Annotated in this window: 21 protein-coding genes; 3 read left to right on the top strand and 18 right to left on the bottom strand. The window is 43.3% G+C overall.

What is annotated here, in order from left to right; all coding sequences use genetic code 11:
- Positions 1-71 precede the first annotated feature (71 nt).
- Entirely contained in the window at positions 72-3,488 is a 3,417-nt protein-coding gene (gene metH / locus BK120_RS02185) for a methionine synthase (protein WP_372238950.1), read from the bottom strand.
- A 166-nt stretch (positions 3,489-3,654) separates the two neighbouring features.
- On the opposite strand from metH, the gene BK120_RS02180 reads away from it, so the two are divergent.
- Complete coding sequence (locus BK120_RS02180) at positions 3,655-4,203, top strand: 1,2-dihydroxy-3-keto-5-methylthiopentene dioxygenase (protein ID WP_076265816.1); 549 nt, start codon at positions 3,655-3,657, stop codon at positions 4,201-4,203.
- Between the two features lie 73 nt (positions 4,204-4,276).
- Here BK120_RS02180 and BK120_RS02175 read toward each other — a convergent pair whose 3' ends face one another.
- The 8 genes from BK120_RS02175 to yneA form a co-directional block, all read right to left on the bottom strand.
- The gene (locus BK120_RS02175; RefSeq protein ID WP_076265815.1) at positions 4,277-5,065 is read right to left on the bottom strand and encodes an HAD family hydrolase; all 789 of its coding nucleotides are present in this window, start codon (positions 5,063-5,065) and stop codon (positions 4,277-4,279) included.
- A gap of 24 nt (positions 5,066-5,089) precedes the next feature.
- A complete protein-coding gene (locus tag BK120_RS02170; RefSeq protein ID WP_076265814.1) occupies positions 5,090-5,596 on the bottom strand; it encodes a hypothetical protein in 507 nt (168 codons plus the stop codon).
- A gap of 26 nt (positions 5,597-5,622) precedes the next feature.
- Entirely contained in the window at positions 5,623-6,612 is a 990-nt protein-coding gene (locus tag BK120_RS02165; protein ID WP_076265813.1) for an aldo/keto reductase, read from the bottom strand.
- A 45-nt stretch (positions 6,613-6,657) separates the two neighbouring features.
- Positions 6,658-6,849, bottom strand: coding sequence for a DUF896 domain-containing protein (locus BK120_RS02160; RefSeq protein WP_076265812.1), 192 nt, complete (start codon positions 6,847-6,849; stop codon positions 6,658-6,660).
- A 121-nt stretch (positions 6,850-6,970) separates the two neighbouring features.
- A complete protein-coding gene (locus BK120_RS02155) occupies positions 6,971-8,053 on the bottom strand; it encodes an efflux RND transporter periplasmic adaptor subunit (protein WP_076265811.1) in 1,083 nt (360 codons plus the stop codon).
- A 26-nt stretch (positions 8,054-8,079) separates the two neighbouring features.
- On the bottom strand, positions 8,080-9,435 hold the full coding sequence (locus tag BK120_RS02150; protein ID WP_076265810.1) for an ABC transporter permease: 1,356 nt from the start codon (positions 9,433-9,435) through the stop codon (positions 8,080-8,082).
- Complete coding sequence (locus BK120_RS02145) at positions 9,425-10,144, bottom strand: ABC transporter ATP-binding protein (RefSeq protein ID WP_076265809.1); 720 nt, start codon at positions 10,142-10,144, stop codon at positions 9,425-9,427. Before BK120_RS02145 ends, BK120_RS02150 begins: the two co-directional genes overlap by 11 nt.
- Positions 10,145-10,304: 160 nt before the next feature.
- On the bottom strand, positions 10,305-10,679 hold the full coding sequence (gene yneA, locus BK120_RS02140; RefSeq protein WP_076265808.1) for a cell division suppressor protein YneA: 375 nt from the start codon (positions 10,677-10,679) through the stop codon (positions 10,305-10,307).
- 158 nt (positions 10,680-10,837) lie between these two features.
- On the opposite strand from yneA, the gene lexA reads away from it, so the two are divergent.
- The gene (lexA, locus tag BK120_RS02135) at positions 10,838-11,458 is read left to right on the top strand and encodes a transcriptional repressor LexA (RefSeq protein ID WP_054024635.1); all 621 of its coding nucleotides are present in this window, start codon (positions 10,838-10,840) and stop codon (positions 11,456-11,458) included.
- Between the two features lie 471 nt (positions 11,459-11,929).
- Complete coding sequence (locus BK120_RS34490; protein WP_083681511.1) at positions 11,930-12,040, top strand: sporulation protein YjcZ; 111 nt, start codon at positions 11,930-11,932, stop codon at positions 12,038-12,040.
- Between the two features lie 111 nt (positions 12,041-12,151).
- On the opposite strand, the gene BK120_RS02125 is transcribed toward BK120_RS34490, so the two are convergent.
- From BK120_RS02125 to BK120_RS02085, 9 genes are all read right to left on the bottom strand, one after another.
- On the bottom strand, positions 12,152-12,781 hold the full coding sequence (locus tag BK120_RS02125) for a C40 family peptidase (protein WP_076265806.1): 630 nt from the start codon (positions 12,779-12,781) through the stop codon (positions 12,152-12,154).
- 521 nt (positions 12,782-13,302) lie between these two features.
- Positions 13,303-14,631 (bottom strand): type I glutamate--ammonia ligase, encoded by a 1,329-nt coding sequence (glnA, locus tag BK120_RS02120; protein ID WP_076265805.1) that lies wholly within the window; start codon positions 14,629-14,631, stop codon positions 13,303-13,305.
- Positions 14,632-14,675: 44 nt separating this feature from the next.
- On the bottom strand, positions 14,676-15,086 hold the full coding sequence (locus BK120_RS02115; protein ID WP_053376247.1) for a MerR family transcriptional regulator: 411 nt from the start codon (positions 15,084-15,086) through the stop codon (positions 14,676-14,678).
- A gap of 62 nt (positions 15,087-15,148) precedes the next feature.
- The gene (locus tag BK120_RS02110; protein ID WP_076265804.1) at positions 15,149-16,441 is read right to left on the bottom strand and encodes a methionine gamma-lyase family protein; all 1,293 of its coding nucleotides are present in this window, start codon (positions 16,439-16,441) and stop codon (positions 15,149-15,151) included.
- A 93-nt stretch (positions 16,442-16,534) separates the two neighbouring features.
- Positions 16,535-17,824 (bottom strand): GTPase HflX, encoded by a 1,290-nt coding sequence (gene hflX, locus BK120_RS02105; RefSeq protein WP_076265803.1) that lies wholly within the window; start codon positions 17,822-17,824, stop codon positions 16,535-16,537.
- A 25-nt stretch (positions 17,825-17,849) separates the two neighbouring features.
- Positions 17,850-18,839, bottom strand: a complete 990-nt coding sequence (locus BK120_RS02100; RefSeq protein ID WP_076265802.1) for an AAA family ATPase — start codon at positions 18,837-18,839, stop codon at positions 17,850-17,852.
- Positions 18,840-18,928: 89 nt separating this feature from the next.
- Positions 18,929-19,606, bottom strand: coding sequence for a YdcF family protein (locus BK120_RS02095; RefSeq protein ID WP_076265801.1), 678 nt, complete (start codon positions 19,604-19,606; stop codon positions 18,929-18,931).
- Positions 19,603-20,160 carry a ribonuclease FAU-1 family protein gene (locus BK120_RS02090; RefSeq protein WP_076265800.1) on the bottom strand — a complete coding sequence of 186 codons (558 nt, stop codon included), beginning with the start codon at positions 20,158-20,160 and terminating at the stop codon, positions 19,603-19,605. Before BK120_RS02090 ends, BK120_RS02095 begins: the two co-directional genes overlap by 4 nt.
- Positions 20,161-20,384: 224 nt before the next feature.
- Positions 20,385-21,023, bottom strand: coding sequence for a peptidylprolyl isomerase (locus BK120_RS02085; protein WP_076265799.1), 639 nt, complete (start codon positions 21,021-21,023; stop codon positions 20,385-20,387).
- Between the last annotated feature and the right edge of the window lie 6 nt (positions 21,024-21,029).

Here is a 21,029-nt window from a genome sequence, read left to right as displayed (position 1 = left end):
TCTGGAATTGAAACGAAGAGCCCTCTCAAGCTCGTTATTACGAACGCTCAAGGGCTCTTTGTTATTATACGCTATAGCTTCTCAACATTAAAATATTGTGCTTCTGGATGAGCGAATACCATTGCAGATACGGATGCCTCTGGCTCCATCATGCAGCCTTCAGTCAATTCGACGCCAATATCTTGAGGTCTCATCAAATCGAACAATGGCTCCTGATCCTCCAGGTTTGGACATGCCGGGTATCCGAACGATACACGAATGCCTTGATAACGAGCGCCATGACGCTGCTTCATCGTCATCTCTGCAGGATCTGGATAACCACAGATATCACGCATAATATGGTGGACACGTTCTGCCATTCCTTCTGCAACCTCAAGAGCTACGGACTGAAGTGCATGCGAGCGCAAATAATCGCCGTTATCCTTCCATTCATTCGCAATTTCACGAATGCCGTGTCCAGCGGTTACGACTAGGAAACCAACATAATCCATAACGCCGCTTTCCACTGATTTCAAGAAGTCAGATAAGCATAGGTAAGGCTCCACCTGTTGACGGGGGAAGGAAAACCGCTTAATTTCCTGACGCGGGTCCACTGGGTTGTAAATAATTATATCATTGCCTGAAGACTGCGCTGGGAAGAAACGGTACATACCGTGGGTTTTTATAATGCCATCGGTTGTTCCTTTTTGCAATATTTCATCAACGGTAGCTTTAAGCTGCACTGCTTTTTCATTGCCATCCTTCAATAATTGATCAACATTGCCTTTTAGTCCGAGGTGATGACCAAGCAGCATCTGCATGTTGACATAAGGTATGACGTGAGGAAGCGGTACATCACGCAGAATATGCCGATCCAAATCCGGCGGCGTAAATACTGGCGCATCCGGTGAAATTTTGGAACGAACAGCCCGCGTCAATTGTGGCAATGGTTTCTTCTCTTCTTCGTATACTCCGCCAGACGCTTTAAAGGCGGCCATTTCATCTTCAAGCCGTGATCGATGCTCAGGGTCCATCAGCTTGTTGGCGATATCAAGTCCGTCCATTGCGTCCTTTGCGTATAGAACAAGTCCATCATATTCTGGGCCAATTCTCGTTTTCGTAAATTTCCGTGTCAGCGCCGCGCCGCCAACAAGAATCGGTGCATCAATGCCGGCTGTACGCAAATCCTGCGCCGTAATAACCATTTGCTGTGCGGATTTAACGAGCAAACCAGACAAACCGATGGCATCGGCTTTCTCATTGCGATAAGCTTCAATTAATTGCTCAGGCGGTACCTTAATGCCTAGATTTATAATTTTGTAACCGTTATTTGATAAAATAATTTCGACTAGGTTTTTACCGATGTCATGAACATCGCCTTTAACGGTCGCCAAAATAATTTTACCTTTGACGGAGGATTCATTTTTTTCCATAAATGATTCAAGGTAAGTTACCGAAGCTTTCATTACCTCAGCGCTTTGAAGCACCTCTGCAACGATGAGCTCATTGCCATTGAACAAACGGCCAACTTCCTCCATCCCGCGCATTAGCGGCCCGTTTATGACTTCCATCGCCGTATATTTCTTCAGTGCTTCATCCAGATCCGGGATAAGCCCCTCTTTTGTACCTTCGACTACGTAGGAGCCTAAACGTTCCTCAAGCGATAGATTCGAAATTTTTTCTTTCTTCTCTACCTTCTTATCACGGAATGCGGCAACGAACGCAGCAAGCGACTCGTCCGTCGTGTTATAAATTAGCTCTTCAGCTAGTTGACGCTCTTCATCAGGGATCGATGCATAACGCTCCAGTTTCTCAGTATTAACTATGGCATAATCTAACCCAGCTTTTGTCGCATGGTACAAGTAAACCGAATTGAGTACTTCCCTACCTGAATCTGGCAAACCGAAAGAAATGTTGCTCAGACCTAAGATCGTTTTGGCACGCGGGAACTTCTCCTTGATCATCCGAATTCCTTCCAGCGTCTCAACAGCTGAACCGATATATTGCGGATCACCCGAGCCAACAGGGAACATATTTGGATCAAAAATAATATCTTCCGGATTCATCTTATATTTCTGAGTTAGAAGATTGTAGGAACGTTCCGCAACTTCCATCTTCGCTTCACGCGTTACCGCTTGGCCGCGTTCATCAATTAGAATCATAACAACTGCTGCTCCATAACGATGGATTAATGGCAAAATCTTCTCAAACTTGGATTCTCCATCCTCCAAGTTAATGGAGTTAATAATCGCTTTACCTTGCGAATATTTCAGACCCAGCTCAATAATATGATCATAAGTCGAATCCAGCATAAGCGGTGCTTTTATTTTCTTTACGACTTGCGGCAAAAATTGATGTACCGCATACGCTTCATCAATATCGGTATCCTGCAAGTTGATGTCGATGACATGGGCGCCGCCCTTCACCTGTGCACGCGCAATCTCAGAAGCCTCATCAAACTTCTCTTCCTTAAGCAGTCGTTTAAACTTGCGCGAACCGGATATGTTTGTTCGTTCCCCGATCATGATCGGGCGATTCTCCGGTTCAATAAATACCGTCTCTATACCTGAAACCGCATCTGGATGCTCGCCCATCTTCGTGCGCGGAGCATACTTCGCCATGGTTTCAGCCATCACTCGTATATGGTCAGGTGTCGTTCCGCAGCAGCCGCCGGCAATGTTCAACCAGCCCTGTTCAGCGAATGCTGACATTTTCTTAGCCAGCGACTCTGGAGATTCATGATAATGCCCGTTCTCATCCGGCAAGCCTGCATTTGGATAACAGCTAATTGCAGCGTTTGCGATTTCACTCAGTGTCCGCAGGTGATCCCGCATAAACTCAGGGCCTGTCGCACAGTTGAGCCCGATGGAGATCGGTTTCAAATGCTCTAACGAAATGTAGAACGATTCGATGGTTTGACCAGCGAGCGTCGTTCCCATCGGCTCAATCGTACCCGAAATCATAATCGGCAGCTCTTTGCCAAGTTTGTCAAAGGCATTGCGAATACCGATGCTGCCTGCTTTGACATTAAGCGTATCCTGTGAGGTTTCAAGCAATAATGCATCCACATCAGCTTCGATTAAAGCAAGCGCTTGCTCATAATAGCTCTCGACGAGCTCATCGAAAGTTACCCCTCCGGTTACGGACAAGGTTTTCGTCGTTGGTCCAAGTGCGCCAGCAACGTAACGAGGCTTGTCTGGCGTGCTGTACTTATCACATGCATCACGCGCTAATTTTGCAGCTGCTAGATTGATCTCTCTCGCTTTTTCAGGAATATCATAATCATCGAGTACAACGCTCGTCGCACCAAATGTATTGGTTTCCAAAATATCTGCGCCAGCCTCAAGGTACTGCTCATGAATAGACTGTATAACGTCAGGACGTGTCAGTACGAGTATTTCATTACAACCGTCCAGCTCCGCTCCACCAAAATCATCTTCAGTTAATCCAGCTTGTTGAATCATCGTGCCCATTGCGCCGTCCAAAATAAGTATGCGCTCCTGAAGCATTTGTTGTATGGTCGGTTTTGACAAAATACTACACCCTTCCCAAAAATCATTAACACATAGTTTATCAGAATACCTGTGTGGTGAAAAGGTAATCCATCGACAATCCATTTGATTTGTTTTATAATCATTATATCATTTAATCTCTATAGGAAAAGAGGGAATGTTCATGGCTGAAATTAGAATTCGCAATACAGAAGAACGGATTCAAGGGGAAGAGGCTGTTCGTGCATTTCTAGAACAGCAAGAGGTGCTTTACGAGCATTGGAATCCAAGCAAGTTAGCAGAAGATTTACAGCAAAAATTCGTTCTCTCCGATGAAGAGAAGCAGCAAATTTTAGCGACATATGACGAAGAAATTAAAGATTTGGCACAGCGTCGTGGATATCAAACTTGGGATATTATCGCTTTGTCCGATGCTACGCCTAACTTAGACGAGCTGCTCAAAAAGTTTGAAAATGTACACACGCATACAGAAGATGAAGTTCGTGCGATTACAGCAGGACGCGGCATCTTTATTATAAAAGGTACTGATGATGTTGGTTATTTCGACGTTGAGCTTGAAGCTGGCGATGTCATTTCCGTTCCGGAATACAAACCGCATTTCTTCACGCTAATGGATAACCGCCAAATCGTAGCCGTTCGTCTCTTCATTGAAACAGAGGGCTGGATCGCTCATCCGTTTGCTGACGACAAGTTCGCTGCTAATCAGGCCTAATATTAAATCAAAAATAATGCAAGCCCCTCTTCAGCAGCACAAGCTGTCCACGAGGGGCTTTTTTGTTGCAAGTTTAAACTTCAAGCAAAGGAAGAAGCTCTTCCAAATGTTTAATTTCATATGATGGGACAATCTCGTCATTGCGAACAACGCCGTGACGGTTAATCCAAACTGATGTCATACCAATCGTATTTGCGCCAAGAATATCCGTTGTCAGCTTATCTCCAACCATGATCCCATGATCCGTCTCTACGCCAAGACGCTCAAGCGCATGCTTGAATATCGATGCTGCCGGCTTTCCTTCTCCAAATTCACCCGAGATTATAATATGATCGAAGTATGGCACAAGTTCCGGTACGCCAGCAAGCTTCTCACGCTGCAAATCAGGCGAGCCGTTCGTAAGCAAAAGCAGCTTGTATTTTCCTTTGAGTGCATCTAGAACGCGGAACGTTTCTTCATATACGATAGGACGCAGGCGGCGCTCAGCCGGGAATTGCTCAGCCAGCTTCGCACCTAGTTTCTCGTTATCAACGCCAAGTGCTTTCAAGCCTTGTGTCCAAGCTGCTTTCCGATAACCCGGAGCGAGTGACTCAAGCTTGCGGAATTCCTCCTGTTCACCTTCAAGAAACGGTGCCCAGAGTCCTTCGAAAGGATTGATCCCGATCATCTTAGTGAACGAGAACGTTTCATAGGATTCGTAGAGAGCTCTTGCCTCACGGCGAACGGATTCTTCAAGCTCACTTGGATCAACCCCGCATTCTGCTGTTGCCGCTTGGCATGTAGCTTCAAAAGCTTCCTTAACGCTGCGGTCATCCCACAGCAATGTGTCATCCAGATCAAATAATACTGCTTGTTTAGCCATCGTTGTTCGAACTCTCCTGCCTATTTATTTTTGCTGAAAAGCGATTCCATTAGCATTTGCAAATAATTTCAGCTTCTCGCCAATTTCATCGGTTGGAAAACGGTTCGTCAATTTAGAGAACACCCAGTTTCCGCCTTTTTGCATCTCCACGACCACATAACCTTTTTGCACGCTGAAGCCTTTGATCGATGCTGCTGGAATACGCTTGTCCCCCGTTAGACGACGTGATTGAATGTAGTCTTTGCCGATCGTAATATACGGTCTGCGGAAAAAGAACAAAGCCGCAAGCAAAATGTAGCATCCTACCGTAATCCAAAACATCGTATCCATTTTAAATGTAGAGGAGCTGGACATCAAAATGACATACATGCCGATAAACAAAATCAAAAGAATTGGCGCAATAAAATTGCGGCCTACGATTTTTTCTGATTTCTCTGCATTAAAAACGATTTGACCATTTCCTTGCTTCTTGCGCTGCTTATTTACGACATCCATATTTTTGCGCACTTTGCGCTCCCAGGAACGTGACAAACAAATTCTCCTCCTAATTAAATACCTTATTCAAACGGTCTGCGAAACTTTTCTATAAAACGATTAGGGTAATCTTCCGGAAGCGCGCTTATTTGCTCCAAACGGTTCCAAACCTCACTAGGCATTTCCCAGCCGATGGCGCCAATATTGTCTTCAAATTGCTCCAGCTTGCTGGCACCAAAAATCGGTGAAGTAATGCCTTCTCGCTGAATGAGCCATCTTAAAGCTACCTGAGCAGGTGATTTATCCAGCTCTTTCGCTGCTTCCAGCAATGCGTCGAGAATTTCAAAGTTTTTATCATTAGACCGCAGAGTCCACGCGCTCTCGCCTACTTTGGAAGTTAGACGCCCTTCCTTTGGCTCTTCCCTTGTATAGCGTCCAGTTAGAAAACCGCCGCCAATCGGAGCCCAAGGAATAATTCCGACTTTCTCTTCTAAACAAAGCGACAGCATTTCACGATCCATCTGTCTGCTCACTAAGCTGTATTGAGGCTGAATCGATACAAAACGCACATATCTGCTAGCATCGCTATACGCTAGTGATTTCATCAGCTGCCAAGCAAAAAAATTGGAACATCCTATGTAACGAACTTTACCGGAAGTAACGAGGTCATCCAGTGTGCGCAGCGTTTCCTCTATCGGAGTCGCATGATCCCATACATGAACTTGATACAAATCGATATAATCTGTCTGAAGCCGCTTAAGACTAGCTTCTACACCGTCCATAATATGTTTGCGAGATAAGCCTACACCATTAATATTGCTGGATGTAGTCATTCGCACTTTTGTAGCAAGAACGATGTCAGACCGTTTGTTTTTGATCGCTTTGCCGACGATTTCCTCGGAACGACCGCTCACATAAACGTCGGCCGTATCGAGAAAATTGCCTCCGCGATCAACAAAACGATCGATCATCTCGATCGAATCTTCCTCACTTGTCGTATTGCCGAATGTCATGGTGCCTAAACAAAGCTCAGAAACAGCTAGTCCACTTTTGCCTAATAGTTTGAAATTCATCTAATCACCCCATCTTGGATATTAAATGATTACACAGTACATTCATTAATGCTTAACATTATCTTTGTCATCAACGATTTCAATCTTATCAAGCTGTTGACGGAAATTGCTTTTGAAAACAGTCAAGTATTGCTTGCGAAGCTCTTCTCTCTCAACCGTTTCCTCATCGGATAAACCTTCCGATTTATTTTTACGAGCCAGCTCGTTAATACGTTCTATAATTTTATCGAATTCCATTACTTGCTCTACTCCTCTCATGATGAAAAAAACTCTACTCTCTACTTTTACATTTCCACCAATCAGTTGTCAAGGCAACAGAGCTCATCTCGAATAAAGTAACGACAGACTGCAGCATTCGTTATTGCAAAACAACTTGATCGCCTGGCTTCAATCCTTCAAGCACTTCTGTTTGTTCTGGCGTTTCGAGGCCAATCTTTATTTCTTTACGCTCATATTGTCCATTGCCTGTATCGAGCATCACGAAATGTTTATCTTTCTCGCGAATAATCGCAATCGATGGCACTGATATTGCATTTTCTTTGCGTTCAGTTTCAATAGCACCGCTGAGGCTAAGGCCGGCAATTAAATAATCGTTAGGCTCAAGCACGATTACGACTTCAAATTGTGCGGCTTGATTTAAATTGTTTTGATCCGTTCCCGTTTTTGCAAACTTAGAAACTTTAAGCACTTTGCCTGAAAGATTCAGCTCTTTCATCGCATTCATCTTTACCTTGACCGGCATGCCCGCTTTAATTCGAAAAACATCCTGCTCGCCAACTAAAGCGATAAATTGCAATTTATTCAAGTCAACGACTTTGCCGACATACTCATTGACGGTCAATGCCTGTGGCCTTTTGTTAGGATTATCGAATAAAAAGATTCCCGTTGCTGGTGAACGAAAGCTGGATTCATTAAGCATTTTTTTCTTTTGCTGCAGTTCCTTGGCTTGAATGCTCGCTGTTACTTCATTAACATCCTTGGATAAACGTGCGATTTCTCTTTCAACGAGCACTTTTTTTCGCGCCTCTTCCGTTGACTCCATCGCCGCTGATTCGTCATTCAATTGATTGAGGTAATCGTTTAACTCAGCCTCAAGCTTTCCCTTACGCAGAACTGCCTCCATTTGCAAAATATCGTTTTGCACGGCTGTCTGATCCAGGTTAAACAATATATCACCCTTTTTCACCTGCTGCCCGTCTTCTACCGCCCACTGTTTAACCTCGGAGCCATAAGGTGCATAGATGAGTGTTTCCTGCTCATACAATGATTTTCCCTTTACTTCAACCGTATTGGCTATCGTTTCGTTCGTCACTTGGAATGTAATTGGTTGAGAATCAGAAACGAATTCTGTTTGCCTTGGAGGATTGCCTATCTTGTATAGTCCAAAACTTATTCCAATAATAATAATACCGATTATTCCCCACTTTATTTTTCTTTTCATATGTAAGCTCCTTCTTCAACCATAAATTAATCGCGTCTAATCGCTGTTAAAGCATCCGTACGTGAAGCGCTTATTGCTGGATAAATACCCGATAGTATACCTGTAGCAAGCGCAAAAGCCATGCCTATTGGAATCGTTATAAATGGAATAAAAATAATAACAGAGTCCTTCTCGCCGGATAAGTTATAAATGAGGGCATTTATACCCCATACAATCCAATAGGAGAAAAGTACACCTAACAATCCACCAAGCAATCCGAGCAGTGCTGCCTCTATGATGAACATGTTGCGGATTTGAGCCAAATTTGCACCAAGTACCTTCATAATCCCAATTTGTCTACGTCTCTGATAGGTAGACATCGTCATCGCTACTACGATCGATATCGAAGCTATGATTAGAATAAACACACCAATACCAAGTGCCGCAGCTTTAATAATTTTAAATTCATTTGCGAGCTGTTCCTTCTGCTGTAGATTTGTTCGCGTGGTAACGACTAGTTTCTGCAGCTGCTTCTCTACTTGTTCAATCTTTGCTTGGTTATCTACTTTTACAATAATAGAGTTATAAGCTTCCTGCTCATCACTCCCTAGCTTCAGTTCTTTCCTCAGGAGCTCCGCTGTCTCTAATGAGACATATCCTTTTTTGTCATACATCGACTGCTCATCACTGACTCCAGCTGGCTTCTTGAGCACACCTATTACCCGGAGGGGGCCGCTCAACACGACTTGACCATCAGGTGAAGAGGAGCGAAGCTGTATTTGCTTCTGATATAAAGCCCCTGGTACACGATTTAACTTCTCAAATTGCTGATAAACCGTTTCATCATAGGGATTGGCATCGATTTGCTCTCGAATTTTACGTTTCGACTCTTCATCAATAAATCCCATTGTCGCCCCATAGTTAAGAACGATGGTCCCTAATACATTCGTTGCTTCTCCTTGATTGATGTCATTTCCAAAAGCGGAAAGCATCTCAATATCTGTACCTATAATTTCAGTTTGAATTTGTGAAGTAAGTCCATCTAACGTCATCGTCTCCACATAGTTAAGCTGTTGATATGGTGAAGCAGCTTTGACATGCTCGATTTGTCTCATAATGTCAAGCTTCTGCTTTGTTAACTTGCCTTTCTGCAAAGAATCTTCATCTGCTGTGGATGCTCCGCCGCCGGCGTATGCTCCTGTACTCGCCGTTACCGTTATTTCATCCATCTTCAAGTAACTATTCATTTGTTTCTCAATGTAAACTTGAGCAGATTCACCGATACTGAGTGCAATTATAATTGCAGCACATCCAATAGAAATACCCGCAGCGCATAATGCCGTTACAACCTTTCTACGCCTTACCTGATCCCATGATAATCTTGTAATATCACTAATTCTCAATTTGAATTCCCCCCGCAAGCATACTTTCTCGTGCGGCTTCCTGATCCGTTACGAGATAACCATCTCGCAGCGTGATAATTTTTTCCGTTTGTGCTGCTACCTCACGTTCATGGGTTACGATAATAAAGGTAGTATCCATCGTTTTATTCAACTGCTTCAAAATCATAATAATTTCTTCCTCTGTTTTGGTATCCAAATTACCGGTAGGCTCGTCCGCAAAAATAACCGATGGCTCTGTTATCAATGATCTTGCAATACTGACACGCTGTTGTTGTCCTCCCGAGAGCTGCGATGGGAATAATTCTGCTTTATCAGGAATTCCCACTTGCTCTAATAACGAAAGTGCTTTTTTCTTCCGTATTGAAGGATGCATTGATTGAAATACAAGCGGAAGCTCCACATTTTCCCTAACCGTTAAGTTGGCTATCAACTCATACGCTTGAAAAATAAATCCGATATGCTTCCGTCTAAACTCTGCCAAGCGGTTTTCATTCATCGTTACAATATTATGGTCCGCAATAAAGATTTGGCCTTCTGTAGGCTTCATTAAGCCAGCCATTAAGTTCAGTAAAGTAGATTTACCGGAACCGGAGCTCCCTAACAACGCAATCATTTCTCCCTTATGTACGTGAAAGCTTATTTTTTGCAGTACAGTGGTTGTTTCATGCCCATTCATAAATGAGTGGGATAACTCTTCAACTCGTAACAAAATAGCATCTCCTTTCAGTCCCCTTTAATAGACGGCTAAACCAAGGGTTAACCCTGCAGTAAACATAAAAAAACTTTCTAAAGAAGTAGATTGGCCTGCATCTACTTTAAATAGAAAGTAATTTTTTGTATGAACTATTGAATTGTAATGGAAAATCAAGCTAAATGCTAGGAATAATTAACTTCTGTCCTGGCTTTATAACTGTTGATTGCAGATCATTCCGATCTTTAATCAAATATACGATATATCTGATATCATGGCTGCCATCTGAAATTTGTTTTGCAATATTCCAGAGTGTATCGCCTGATTGCACCCTAATAATTTGTTCTTCCGCGGAAGCGGCTTCGGGAGTATTACTCGAAGCGTATGTCCCCATAAGTAGGAAGCTTGTGAACAATAAGAAAAACACAGCAGTGCAAACGACGAGTTTAACAGTATGACGCTTTATGAAATGCCTAATCAAGCGGTTGACCTTTTTTGCTTTGTTCTTATCTTGTTTATGAATGGTTCTATAAAAACTTGGACTGGTTATCATTTATCAACACCCCAAACGTTTGTTCTGTTTTTAGATTACACGAACAAACGTTTGGTGTCAACGAAAAAATACGAACCTTTGTACTTAAGAACTTATGTTTGTACGAACTCGAGTTCTATGTTATAATTTTTTGCAAACCTACTAATGGAGTGATTGCAGTGTCGAAGATTTCTAACCGACAACATTCAATTCTTGAATTTATTAAGAATGAAGTTCGGGAGAAAGGCTATCCACCCTCCGTTCGAGAAATCGGCGAAGCTGTTGGATTGTTGTCCAGTTCAACCGTTCACGGTCATTTGGACCGTCTAGAGAAAAAAGGTTTAATACGCCGAGATCCTACTAAACCGCGTGCTATTGAAATTTTGGATCAAGAAGGCTCTGATGGCATTATCCCGCTTTCCGTAGCTAGAGTACCTATTGTTGGTAAAGTAACCGCTGGTGTGCCGATTACTGCTACAGAAAATATTGAAGAATATTTCCCGCTTCCTTCCCATTTTGTTGGTGACAGCAGTGTTTTTATATTGAATGTCATGGGCGAGAGTATGATTGAAGCAGGTATTCATGACGGGGATTATGTTATCGTTCGTCAACAGCAAACAGCAAACAATGGTGAGATCGTAGTTGCAATGACTGAGGACGATGAAGCAACAGTCAAAACATTTTACAAAGAGAAAAATCATATTCGTTTGCAGCCGGAAAATTCCACAATGCAGCCTATATTACTTCAAAATGTAACGATTCTAGGTAAAGTCATTGGACTTTTCCGTGATATTCATTAATACCAACTTATATGTACATAAAGACAAGGCTGAATCAACGTATTTGCATCGTTGATTCAGCCTTTTCTTTGACTATTACATTAACTTTTTTGCTTAAAGATTTAGTAACGTCTGCCATTCTCAAACCTTTCAACAAAATTCTGATTAGTGAGCTCTCCAATGGCATGGGTCCAAAATTGTTGTGCGGGAACATTTCGTTCAAGCTGATACAGCTCCCACTCTCCGCTATGCTTTTGTATAACCAACATTGCTGCTTGTTTACCAACACCAGATCTTCTATATTTTCGCATAATAAAAAAATGTGCAAGTCAATTATAGTGTCTGTCATTTTCATATACATTTTGGTTAATTCAAAGCCAGCTATCTCATACGAAATCATGAATTCATCAGCTAATGACAAACACCCAATCACTATGAATTTAACAAGCATAACATACTGTGTATTCAACTCGTAAGGAGGTGCATTGAAAAATGTCCGGTTACGTGGGTGGAGCTTTCTCAAGCTTAGGAATCATCTTAGTATTATTCATTCTACTGGTGATCATTGCTTGCAGTTGCGGCGGCTTTGGCTTCGGATATTAATTCGTATTTGAGCCATTCTTAATATTAGCAAAAGAAGATCCATTTGATGGATCTTCTTTTTGCTTTTCAGACTCCTTCCAACCATTAGTTTTTTATTTAAATGGAGAGATGTTAAATTACACGTTTTCTTAACAGTATGGCTGATGTTCTTAAATTAGAAATTCGTATTAGCTTCTTGCGGTCAAGTTTCGGATAATCATAAAGTAAACCTTCATACACGATTTGCATTTGCTCATGTTTAAGAAAATCATGAGGTGTCACTTGCGCGGATGGTCGTTCCCACAAGTTTATACCGCTGCTCCGCATGGCTTCAGCAACAAACTGGGAGCAGAAATACGAATCTGTTGGCTCAATATTAAGCTCAAGCAGTACACCTAACAATCCGATTAAATTGTATCGGTAATTTTCTTTATTTTTTTCAAACTCACGAATGTATTGAAGCAATTCGGCATGTTGTTTTTCTGATAAAGTAATCTTTAGAAGAACACAGCGCGTATTAGGGAAATATCGAAACGTTCCAGTATAGACATTTTCTTTGACAAATCCAGCGATTAACGGGTTGTTTGCACGTTTACGCCCAAAGCTGTATATATTCTTCAGATTAACATCCAGTGCAAGCGAAGCGTGATTATAGGGTGCACCAGTAAATAATTTGATCATCCGAGTAAACCATGTTCCTGTGTCCGTAAGCAACACATAAATACTGCTATTGGTTTCTTCATCTATTCTAGTTTCTGTCATGCTGCTCACCTCATTTATCGTTGATTATCCAGGTTAAAGTAGGGTCGTTTTTGAGTCTATAATAAATATAACGATTTCGTTTATTAGTTTGGGTCGATTAGCTGTTATGAATATAACAACAATATTACCACTCGAATAGTACTAACTCTATGTGGTACTGGCTCTAGTCAACCTAAAAAAAACAGCCACGAACACATTATCCATGTGTTGGGCTGATCCTATAAAAGTTTATTTTATAAATGACGCATATATATATCATCTTTATACAAGCACTAGACCGTAGCTCTTAGACCTGTATATTTTTCTTTAGGCGCGTTTTGAGTCCACTGCTTAAATATGGCTATGATAATCTCTAAAACCAAACTCAGCGCATCATAGACGTTGCTGAGCGATGATATAGGTTACTTGTAGACATATGATAGGCATAGGCCTGTGCCTTCACTTCATTAGGCTTTATTTTAGCTGTATAACTGTACGCAAAAAAGAAACCTCAACGCCAGCAGCGTTGAGGTTTTTGAATTTTAGTAAAGCGTCAAATACTGATCGCGTTCCCATTGGTGAACTTGTGTACGGTACATATCCCACTCGATTTCTTTAAGCTCGTAGAAATGTGCAAGAGCATGATCACCCAGCGCATCGCAGATGATATCACTTCTGAGCATTTCATCCAGTGCTTCTTTCAAATCAAGCGGTAAGCTCGGGATGCCTGCATCCTGACGCTCTTCCTCTGTCATAATATAGATGTTCCGATCTGTTGGTGCTGGTAAAGGTAGCTTGTTTTGAATGCCGTCAAGACCAGCTCTCAGCATTACAGCAAGTGCCAAATACGGGTTGGCAGCTGGATCTGGATTCCGTACTTCTACACGTGTGCTAAGACCGCGCGAAGCAGGAATACGGATCATTGGCGAGCGGTTGCTTGCAGACCATGCTACATAACAAGGCGCTTCATAACCAGGCACAAGACGTTTATAGGAGTTAATTGTTGGATTCGTAATAGCAGCCATTGCACGCGCATGAAGCAGGATTCCTGCCATGTAGTGACGAGCAGCAGCACTTAGGCCAAGCTTGTCCTTCTCATCGTAAAACACGTTCGTATCGCCTTTAAACAACGATTGGTGACAGTGCATACCCGAACCGTTCACGCCAAACAACGGTTTAGGCATAAATGATGCATGCAATCCATGCTCGCGAGCAACTGTTTTTACGACTAGCTTAAATGTTTGAATTTGGTCAGCCGCTTTAATGGCATCGGCATATTTAAAGTCGATCTCGTGCTGTCCTGGTGCCACTTCATGATGGGATGCTTCAATCTCGAAGCCCATTTCTTCAAGTGTCAAAACGATTTCACGGCGACAGTTCTCACCCATATCCATAGGTGCTAAGTCGAAGTAACCACCTTGGTCATTAAGCTCCGTCGTAGGTTCGCCGCGCTCATCGGTTTTGAACAAGAAAAATTCCGGTTCTGGACCAACGTTCATTGCTGTGTATCCTAGATCTTCTGCTTCCTTCAATGCACGTTTCAAAATACCGCGCGGATCTCCAGCGAATGGCGTTCCGTCTGGCATGTAAATATCACAGATCAAGCGAGCAACACGATCTTGTGTTACCCATGGGAATACAACCCATGTATCAAGATCAGGATACAGATACATATCTGATTCTTCAATTCGTACATAACCTTCAATAGAAGAACCATCGAACATCATTTTGTTATCCAACGCTTTTTCAAGCTGGCTTACAGGAATTTCAACATTTTTAATTGTTCCGAGCAAATCCGTAAATTGCAAACGAATAAATCGAACATTTTGTTCCTGTGCTATACGTCTAATATCGTCTTTAGTGTAACTCACAGAATCATCTCCTTAGTTTGCGAAGCAATAGTTATCATGTTAAATTAGCGCTTATTTAAGAAACGAGTCAATTGTCCTTGAATTAGCGAAGCTTGTCCAGGTCTCTTCTCCAGCAATTGCTGTTTAAGCAGTCGGTGAAGCTGCTGATCGGATAGCTCACGGCGCTTCACTTCCGATTGCTCACTGACAATTGTCGCATCATCAGATTCCTTGGATACAGGATTCATTACTTGCTTAATGCCGGCGATATTAACGCCCTTCTCAATTAACGATTTAATTTCCAAAAGCCGTTCTACGTCATTAAATGAAAATAACCGCTGATTGCCTGCTGTTCTTGCAGGAACGATTAGTTCATGCTGCTCGTAATAACGGATTTGGCGGGCTGTTAAATCCGTCAGCTTCATAACGATGCCGATGGGAAATAAGGCCATATTTCTGCGAATATCATCAGCCATGTCGCATCAACCTTCCAGTCGCTCTTTTATATGTTCATTCTAACCGTTACAACGCAAATGTGTCAAGTTATGTAAGGTTTAATCACAATTAAACCACTGTCTACAAGGCGATATAATGCGGTTAAAACACCATATTTAGCGTGAGCATACGTCAGTCCACCCTGCATATATGCAATGTAAGGTTCGCGTATTGGAGCATCAGCTGATAGCTCTAAACTGCCTCCTTGAATGAAGGTTCCTGCCGCCATAATGACAGCATTCTCATATCCAGGCATATCCCAAGGCTCGGGAACGACATGCGAATCAACAGCAGCTGCCTGCTGTATCCCCTGAACAAAAGCGATTAAATGATCAGCTTGTCCAAAACGAACCGCTTGGATGAGATCTGTACGCGGCTCATTCCATCTCGGTTTTGTTTCGAAGCCAAGTTCTTCAAATAAAGCTGCAGCAAGCACACTTCCTTTGATAGCCTGTCCGACCAAATGAGGGGCTAAAAATAAACCTTGGAACATGGAGCGAAGCGTGCCTAACATCGCGCCTACCTCGCCGCCGATGCCCGGAGCAGTCAAGCGGTAAGCAGCAGCATCGACAGCAAAAGCTTTCCCGGCAATATAACCACCCGTTTCAGCCAAGCCACCGCCTGGGTTTTTGATAAGCGAGCCTGCCATTAAATCTACTCCAACTTGAGTAGGCTCGAGCAGCTCTGTAAATTCACCATAACAATTGTCCACAAAAACAATCAGGTCCGGCTTTATTGCTTTTACCCTATTTACAATAGTTTCAATCTCCGAAACGGTAAATGAAGCTCTCCAATCGTAACCACGCGAGCGCTGGATACCGATGACCTTCGTTTTTTCCGAGATCGCTTGCTCAATTTGAGCCCAGTCCAATCCACCATCCTCAAGGAGCGCTACCTCAGAATATTTCACGCCCCAATCCTGCAAGGAGCCCATGCCGTCTCCAGGCTTCCCGATAACTTTATGCAGCGTATCGTAAGGTCTTCCCGTAACGTACAGGAGCTCATCCCCAGGGCGCAGCACTCCGAATAAGGCACAGCTGATTGTATGTGTTCCAGAAACGAAATGCGGCCTAACAATAGCCGCTTCCGCTCCCATTACCTCTGCGTAAACAAGATCAAGTATTTCACGTCCGCGATCATTATAGCCATATCCCGTTGAACCGGTAAAATGAAAATCGCTTACTTTGTGATGTTGAAACGCTTCTATGACCTTCCACTGATTCCGCTCAGCTATCTTGTCAATGCTGCGAAAAGCTTCTGAGGCAAGCACCTCGGACTGCTCTGCTAGCTGCTCTAGGTGCTCCCATAGTCTTTGGTTTACATGTTGCCTGTTCATTATGATATCTTCTCCTTAAAGTTTTGCGTAGCAAAACTGCTTCGTAAGCATAAGCCTAAGTTTTGCGCAGCAAAACTACTTCGTAAGCAAACCCTACTCAATATATTGTTTCAAACGATGACCGTGCTGCTCGTATTCCTGCTTACTCACATGAACGGTAAGTCGTAAGCTTTCTTCATTCACTTCTTGATTGATGACCTCTCCGCTTCGATAAGCAAGTGCGATCAAATCTCCACGCTCTGCTGGCACGTTAAAGACTACTACGTCGCCGCTGAGCTTATCCTGCACGGTTTGCTTCAACAGCTCTAGATCACCAGCATCGTAGGCGCTGATGACAAGATTGTCGCCGCTAGTAATCGGCAAATCTGCTAATGAACCGTTATTTACACACATATCCTTCTTATTGTAGACCATAACATACGGTTTATCCGCAGCGCCAAGCTCACCTAAAATTTTGTTAACGACTGCAATTTGCTCATCCCGCATTGGAGAGCTGCTGTCGATGACATGAAGCACTAGATCAGCCTCGCATACCTCTTCTAGCGTCGCCCGAAATGCTGCTACAAGATCTGTCGGCAAGTTTTGAATAAAACCTACCGTATCTGTAAGTATAATTTCTCGGCCATTTGGCAGCTCAAGTGTTCTTGAGGTGGGATCAAGCGTTGCGAACAATTGATTTTCTACATACACATCTGCATGAGTAAGCTCGCGAAGCAGCGTCGATTTCCCGGCATTCGTATAGCCAACAAGAGCTACTTGAATGGCGCCGGATTTTTTGCGACGCTCGCGATGCAATTTACGGTGGCGGACAACCTCGTCAAGCACCGTCTTCAGGTCAAAAATCCGATCACGAATATGACGGCGATCCGTCTCGAGTTTCGTTTCACCTGGACCGCGTGTACCAATGCCTCCGCCAAGTCGTGACAAGTTTTTGCTTTGTCCAGATAGACGTGGCAAAAGATAGCTGAGCTGCGCCAGCTCAACCTGAATAATACCTTCGCGCGTTTTGGCACGACCTGCGAAAATATCCAAAATCAGCTGGGTACGGTCAACGATTTTCAAATCCAGTGATTCTTCCAAATTGCGAACCTGAGCGCCGGACAACTCTTGATCAAATATAGCCGTTGTAGCGCCCAGTTCATCAGCTAGAGCCTTAACCTCTTGTACTTTTCCTTTGCCGATAAACCATTTGGAATCGACAGTTTCTTTGTTTTGCGTAATGGTCGTCAGCACTTCAACCCCTGCTGTTTCCGTCAGCTGTACAAGCTCCTGCAGCGACAGCTCGGGGTCTCCGCCTTTCCGTTTGTCTTTTGACGTAACTAAGCTAATCAGTATCGCTTTTTCAATCATGTTCGTATTCGTATCGAATGTTATCTCGCTCATCTCATACTCCTTCTAAACTACGCAATCATATTGGTTTCGTGTCCCACTTTAAATCATCTGGTCTAATCGTCATTAATTCCTGCTTTGCGGGAACGGAACTGGCATACTGCGTAAGCAAACGAACGGCTTGAAACCTGATCGCTTTCTCTATCACATTTCTAACATACCTGGCATTGCTAAACGAGAACATGGTGTTTAGCTTTTCCTGCATTAAATGCTGTCTTAGTTTAAATATGGTCTGAGGCTGCAATATATAATCACGGTCCTTAGCCATGAGCTCACTAATCTGAATCAGTTGATCAACCGAATAATCTGGAAACTCAATTTGGATTGGAAAACGTGACGGCAAGCCTGGATTTGTGAGCAAAAAATCGTCGATTTCGGCAGGATAACCCGCGAGTATGAGCACAAAATGATTTTTGTGATCCTCCATTGCTTTTACAAGCGTATCGATCGCTTCCTTGCCAAAATCTTTTTCTCCGCCTCGAGCTAAACTGTACGCTTCATCAACAAACAACACTCCGCCGATTGCTTTTCGAACGAGATCTCGCGTCTTCTGAGCAGTATGTCCAATATATTCGCCAACAAGATCAGCTCGCTCCACCTCAATCAAATGTCCTTTGGTAAGTACACCCATCTTTTGAAACAGCTTCGCGACGATGCGGGCGATTGTTGTTTTTCCAGTCCCTGGATTGCCCTTAAAAATCATATGATACACATGAGAGCCGCCAAATAATCCTGCTTCAGAACGCATTCGGCTAATATAAAGCAACGCATATATTTCGTACACAAGAGATTTCACATTGTCCATGCCGATCATCGGTTCAAGCTCTTTCTGAATGTCTGCATAATGATCGACGCCCGGCAGCGGCTTCACTGCAGGCAGCGGTTCTGTCTCTAAAGCAGGAGCAGAGACCCCAGTCTGAAATGTTTCTTGCGTTCTTAGGACCACATTAATTTGACGGGAAGGCCTTGCAGTGCCATTGCCGGGTCCCGATTTGACGTGTCCACTCATCTGTGGCATCACCTATCCTTTGCTTCGAAAGCTGTAGCGGCTAACCGCACTACAAGTTTATTCTACTTTGCAGCAGCATATTAGCAGATTTACAGCTTCGAATCGGAAGAGTGAAATCCGAGACTAAGCAATAGAGAGTCGAGCTTCCACTTTGTAAAAGCTAGTACTTCACGCGACTCATTATAGACAGGATTTAGCACCTTTGATTTTGTACCAGCGACTTGAAACTGAACAAAATCAAGCTTTTTTGCTATCTCCGTTGATCTTGCAGCATGATAATCATGGGTGATGACAATTAGTGTTGACAGGCCTTGCTGCTCTGCGATCTTCTTGCTGAATTCAAGATTTTCGTACGTGCTGGTCGCCTTATTTTCTAGCAACAGCTTGTCAGCTGAAATACCTTTTGTTATAAGATAGTCCCGCATACCCTCGGCTTCTGTTTTCTTTGAACCGTTGCTATCCAATCCACCTGTCAAAATAAGCTTGTCTACCGTACCCGCTTTGTATAATTGCCAAGCAAGATCAAGCCGTTCCTTCAGTGCTGGACTTGGCACATCATTCCACAAAGCAGCACCAAGAACGATGCCTGCATCAGATGGAACAAGCGGTTTATTCGTATCGAAACCATTAATTAACCACAGTAAATATCCACACCAGAACACGCCTGCACATATTAACCAGGCAACAACACGAAACAAGAGCAGCCACGGACGCTTTTTCTTCGATCTTCTGCGCGGGCTGCTCCTTGAGACGGTTGCCTTCCTCATGATTCGCTTAATTCCCCGGTTTTTGCAAGCAAGCTCTTGCGATGCTTAAGGCTCAGCGTAAAATACCGGAACCGTCCGTTTCGTATGCTCGATAGTAATTTTCCTGCTGTTTTGCGTGCAAGTGCAACATCCTTGCCATTAACATCACCTTGCCTTAAGGCATCCTCCAGCTCATCCTCGTCCATGAGAAATACCTCGCCGCTAGGCAGCACAACCACGTCCAAATATAAATCATCGAACCAAGGCACCTGCTGATCGGTTAAGCCTTGCGTTTTGCAAACATCGATATACCATTGCACGACGCGTCCCTTGTCATCAAACATCGTCGTGACGACAAAATGCTCGCCTCTTGGAAAATGCTGCATCCACAAGTATCCGCGATCTGCCAAACATAATCTACGTCCGTTATATTCCTTCCATAACGGCTCACGCAATTCATGAATCCGGTAAAACGTCACGAGACCTTTGAACTCTTCACCGTCCAGCGCTAGGCACGTATAGCTCTTACGCAAGATACGCCGCCAGTTAGCTCGGTCTGAAAATTTTCTCTTCATACGGAACGTACCCTTCCGTTCATTTGGGAAAAGCTCGCAAGCAACCTGCACAGCTCTTCTTGGCTTTGTTTACACAACGAACATTTTGCGACCAACGACAGTTGAAATTTACCTATAAAAAAAGATTACCATAACTTAACGTCCATCTCCAGCCGACAGCCAAAATAAACCAAGCTCTTTGCGATAAAATAAAAAGAATACCGCCCCGAAAGGCGGTATTCCTCTTATTGCTCAACGATTTCAATCGAATCAATGACGATATTTTCAGTTGGCAAGTTGTTTTTCAAAGGTGTCTTCGAAATGGCTTTTACAACATCCATGCCATTCTCAACCTTGCCGAAAATCGTATAATTAGGCTCGCGGTTTAAATTTGCAGCATCAGGTCCCGTGCAAATAAAAAATTGGCTGCCACCCGAATTAGGCTTGCTTGCATTTGCCATCGCAACAATTCCTTCTTCGTATTTCATTTCCGAACTTAGTTCATCTGGAATCGAATAACCTGGAGTACCGTATCCATTTCCTTTTGGATCTCCGCCTTGAATCATGAAAGATTCAATAATACGGTGAAAAGTTAATCCATCATAAAAGCCCTCTCGAGCGAGAAAAACAAAATTGTTCACCGTTACCGGCGCGTCTTCCGTAAACAGCTTGACTGTAAAATCGCCTTTAGTCGTTTTAAACTTTGCTAAGTACGACTTGTCGAGATCAATCTGCATATCAGGCATCTTGTCCCAGTTCATCAACTTGGCTGAAGCTGAAGCACTATCCCTTCCTGAACCATCCTTGCCGCAGCCAGCTATAACCATAACTGCTGCGACAACAATGATTAGATACAAGAATGGTGCTCTCTTTCTATTCGCCATTGCTAA

It is taken from the genome of Paenibacillus sp. FSL A5-0031 (assembly GCF_001956295.1).
GTDB lineage: Bacteria > Bacillota > Bacilli > Paenibacillales > Paenibacillaceae > Pristimantibacillus.
Note: the sequence above shows the minus strand (reverse complement) of the source record. Positions and strands in the feature narration are given on the sequence as shown.

Coding starts and splice junctions, on each gene's coding strand:
- BK120_RS02095 (WP_076265801.1), bottom strand. CDS start 19,606: ATGAGGAAGGCAACCGTCTCAAGGAGCAGCCCGCGCAGAAGATCGAAG.
- BK120_RS02155 (WP_076265811.1), bottom strand. CDS start 8,053: ATGAAAAGAAAAATAAAGTGGGGAATAATCGGTATTATTATTATTGGA.
- BK120_RS02160 (WP_076265812.1), bottom strand. CDS start 6,849: ATGGAATTCGATAAAATTATAGAACGTATTAACGAGCTGGCTCGTAAA.
- BK120_RS02110 (WP_076265804.1), bottom strand. CDS start 16,441: ATGAACAGGCAACATGTAAACCAAAGACTATGGGAGCACCTAGAGCAG.
- BK120_RS02085 (WP_076265799.1), bottom strand. CDS start 21,023: ATGGCGAATAGAAAGAGAGCACCATTCTTGTATCTAATCATTGTTGTC.
- yneA (WP_076265808.1), bottom strand. CDS start 10,679: ATGATAACCAGTCCAAGTTTTTATAGAACCATTCATAAACAAGATAAG.
- hflX (WP_076265803.1), bottom strand. CDS start 17,824: ATGAGCGAGATAACATTCGATACGAATACGAACATGATTGAAAAAGCG.
- BK120_RS02090 (WP_076265800.1), bottom strand. CDS start 20,160: ATGAAGAGAAAATTTTCAGACCGAGCTAACTGGCGGCGTATCTTGCGT.
- BK120_RS02115 (WP_053376247.1), bottom strand. CDS start 15,086: ATGGCTGATGATATTCGCAGAAATATGGCCTTATTTCCCATCGGCATC.
- BK120_RS02165 (WP_076265813.1), bottom strand. CDS start 6,612: ATGAATTTCAAACTATTAGGCAAAAGTGGACTAGCTGTTTCTGAGCTT.
- metH (WP_372238950.1), bottom strand. CDS start 3,488: ATGCTTCAGGAGCGCATACTTATTTTGGACGGCGCAATGGGCACGATG.
- BK120_RS02100 (WP_076265802.1), bottom strand. CDS start 18,839: ATGAGTGGACACGTCAAATCGGGACCCGGCAATGGCACTGCAAGGCCT.
- BK120_RS02180 (WP_076265816.1), top strand. CDS start 3,655: ATGGCTGAAATTAGAATTCGCAATACAGAAGAACGGATTCAAGGGGAA.
- BK120_RS02175 (WP_076265815.1), bottom strand. CDS start 5,065: ATGGCTAAACAAGCAGTATTATTTGATCTGGATGACACATTGCTGTGG.
- BK120_RS02125 (WP_076265806.1), bottom strand. CDS start 12,781: ATGACAGAAACTAGAATAGATGAAGAAACCAATAGCAGTATTTATGTG.
- BK120_RS34490 (WP_083681511.1), top strand. CDS start 11,930: ATGTCCGGTTACGTGGGTGGAGCTTTCTCAAGCTTAGGAATCATCTTA.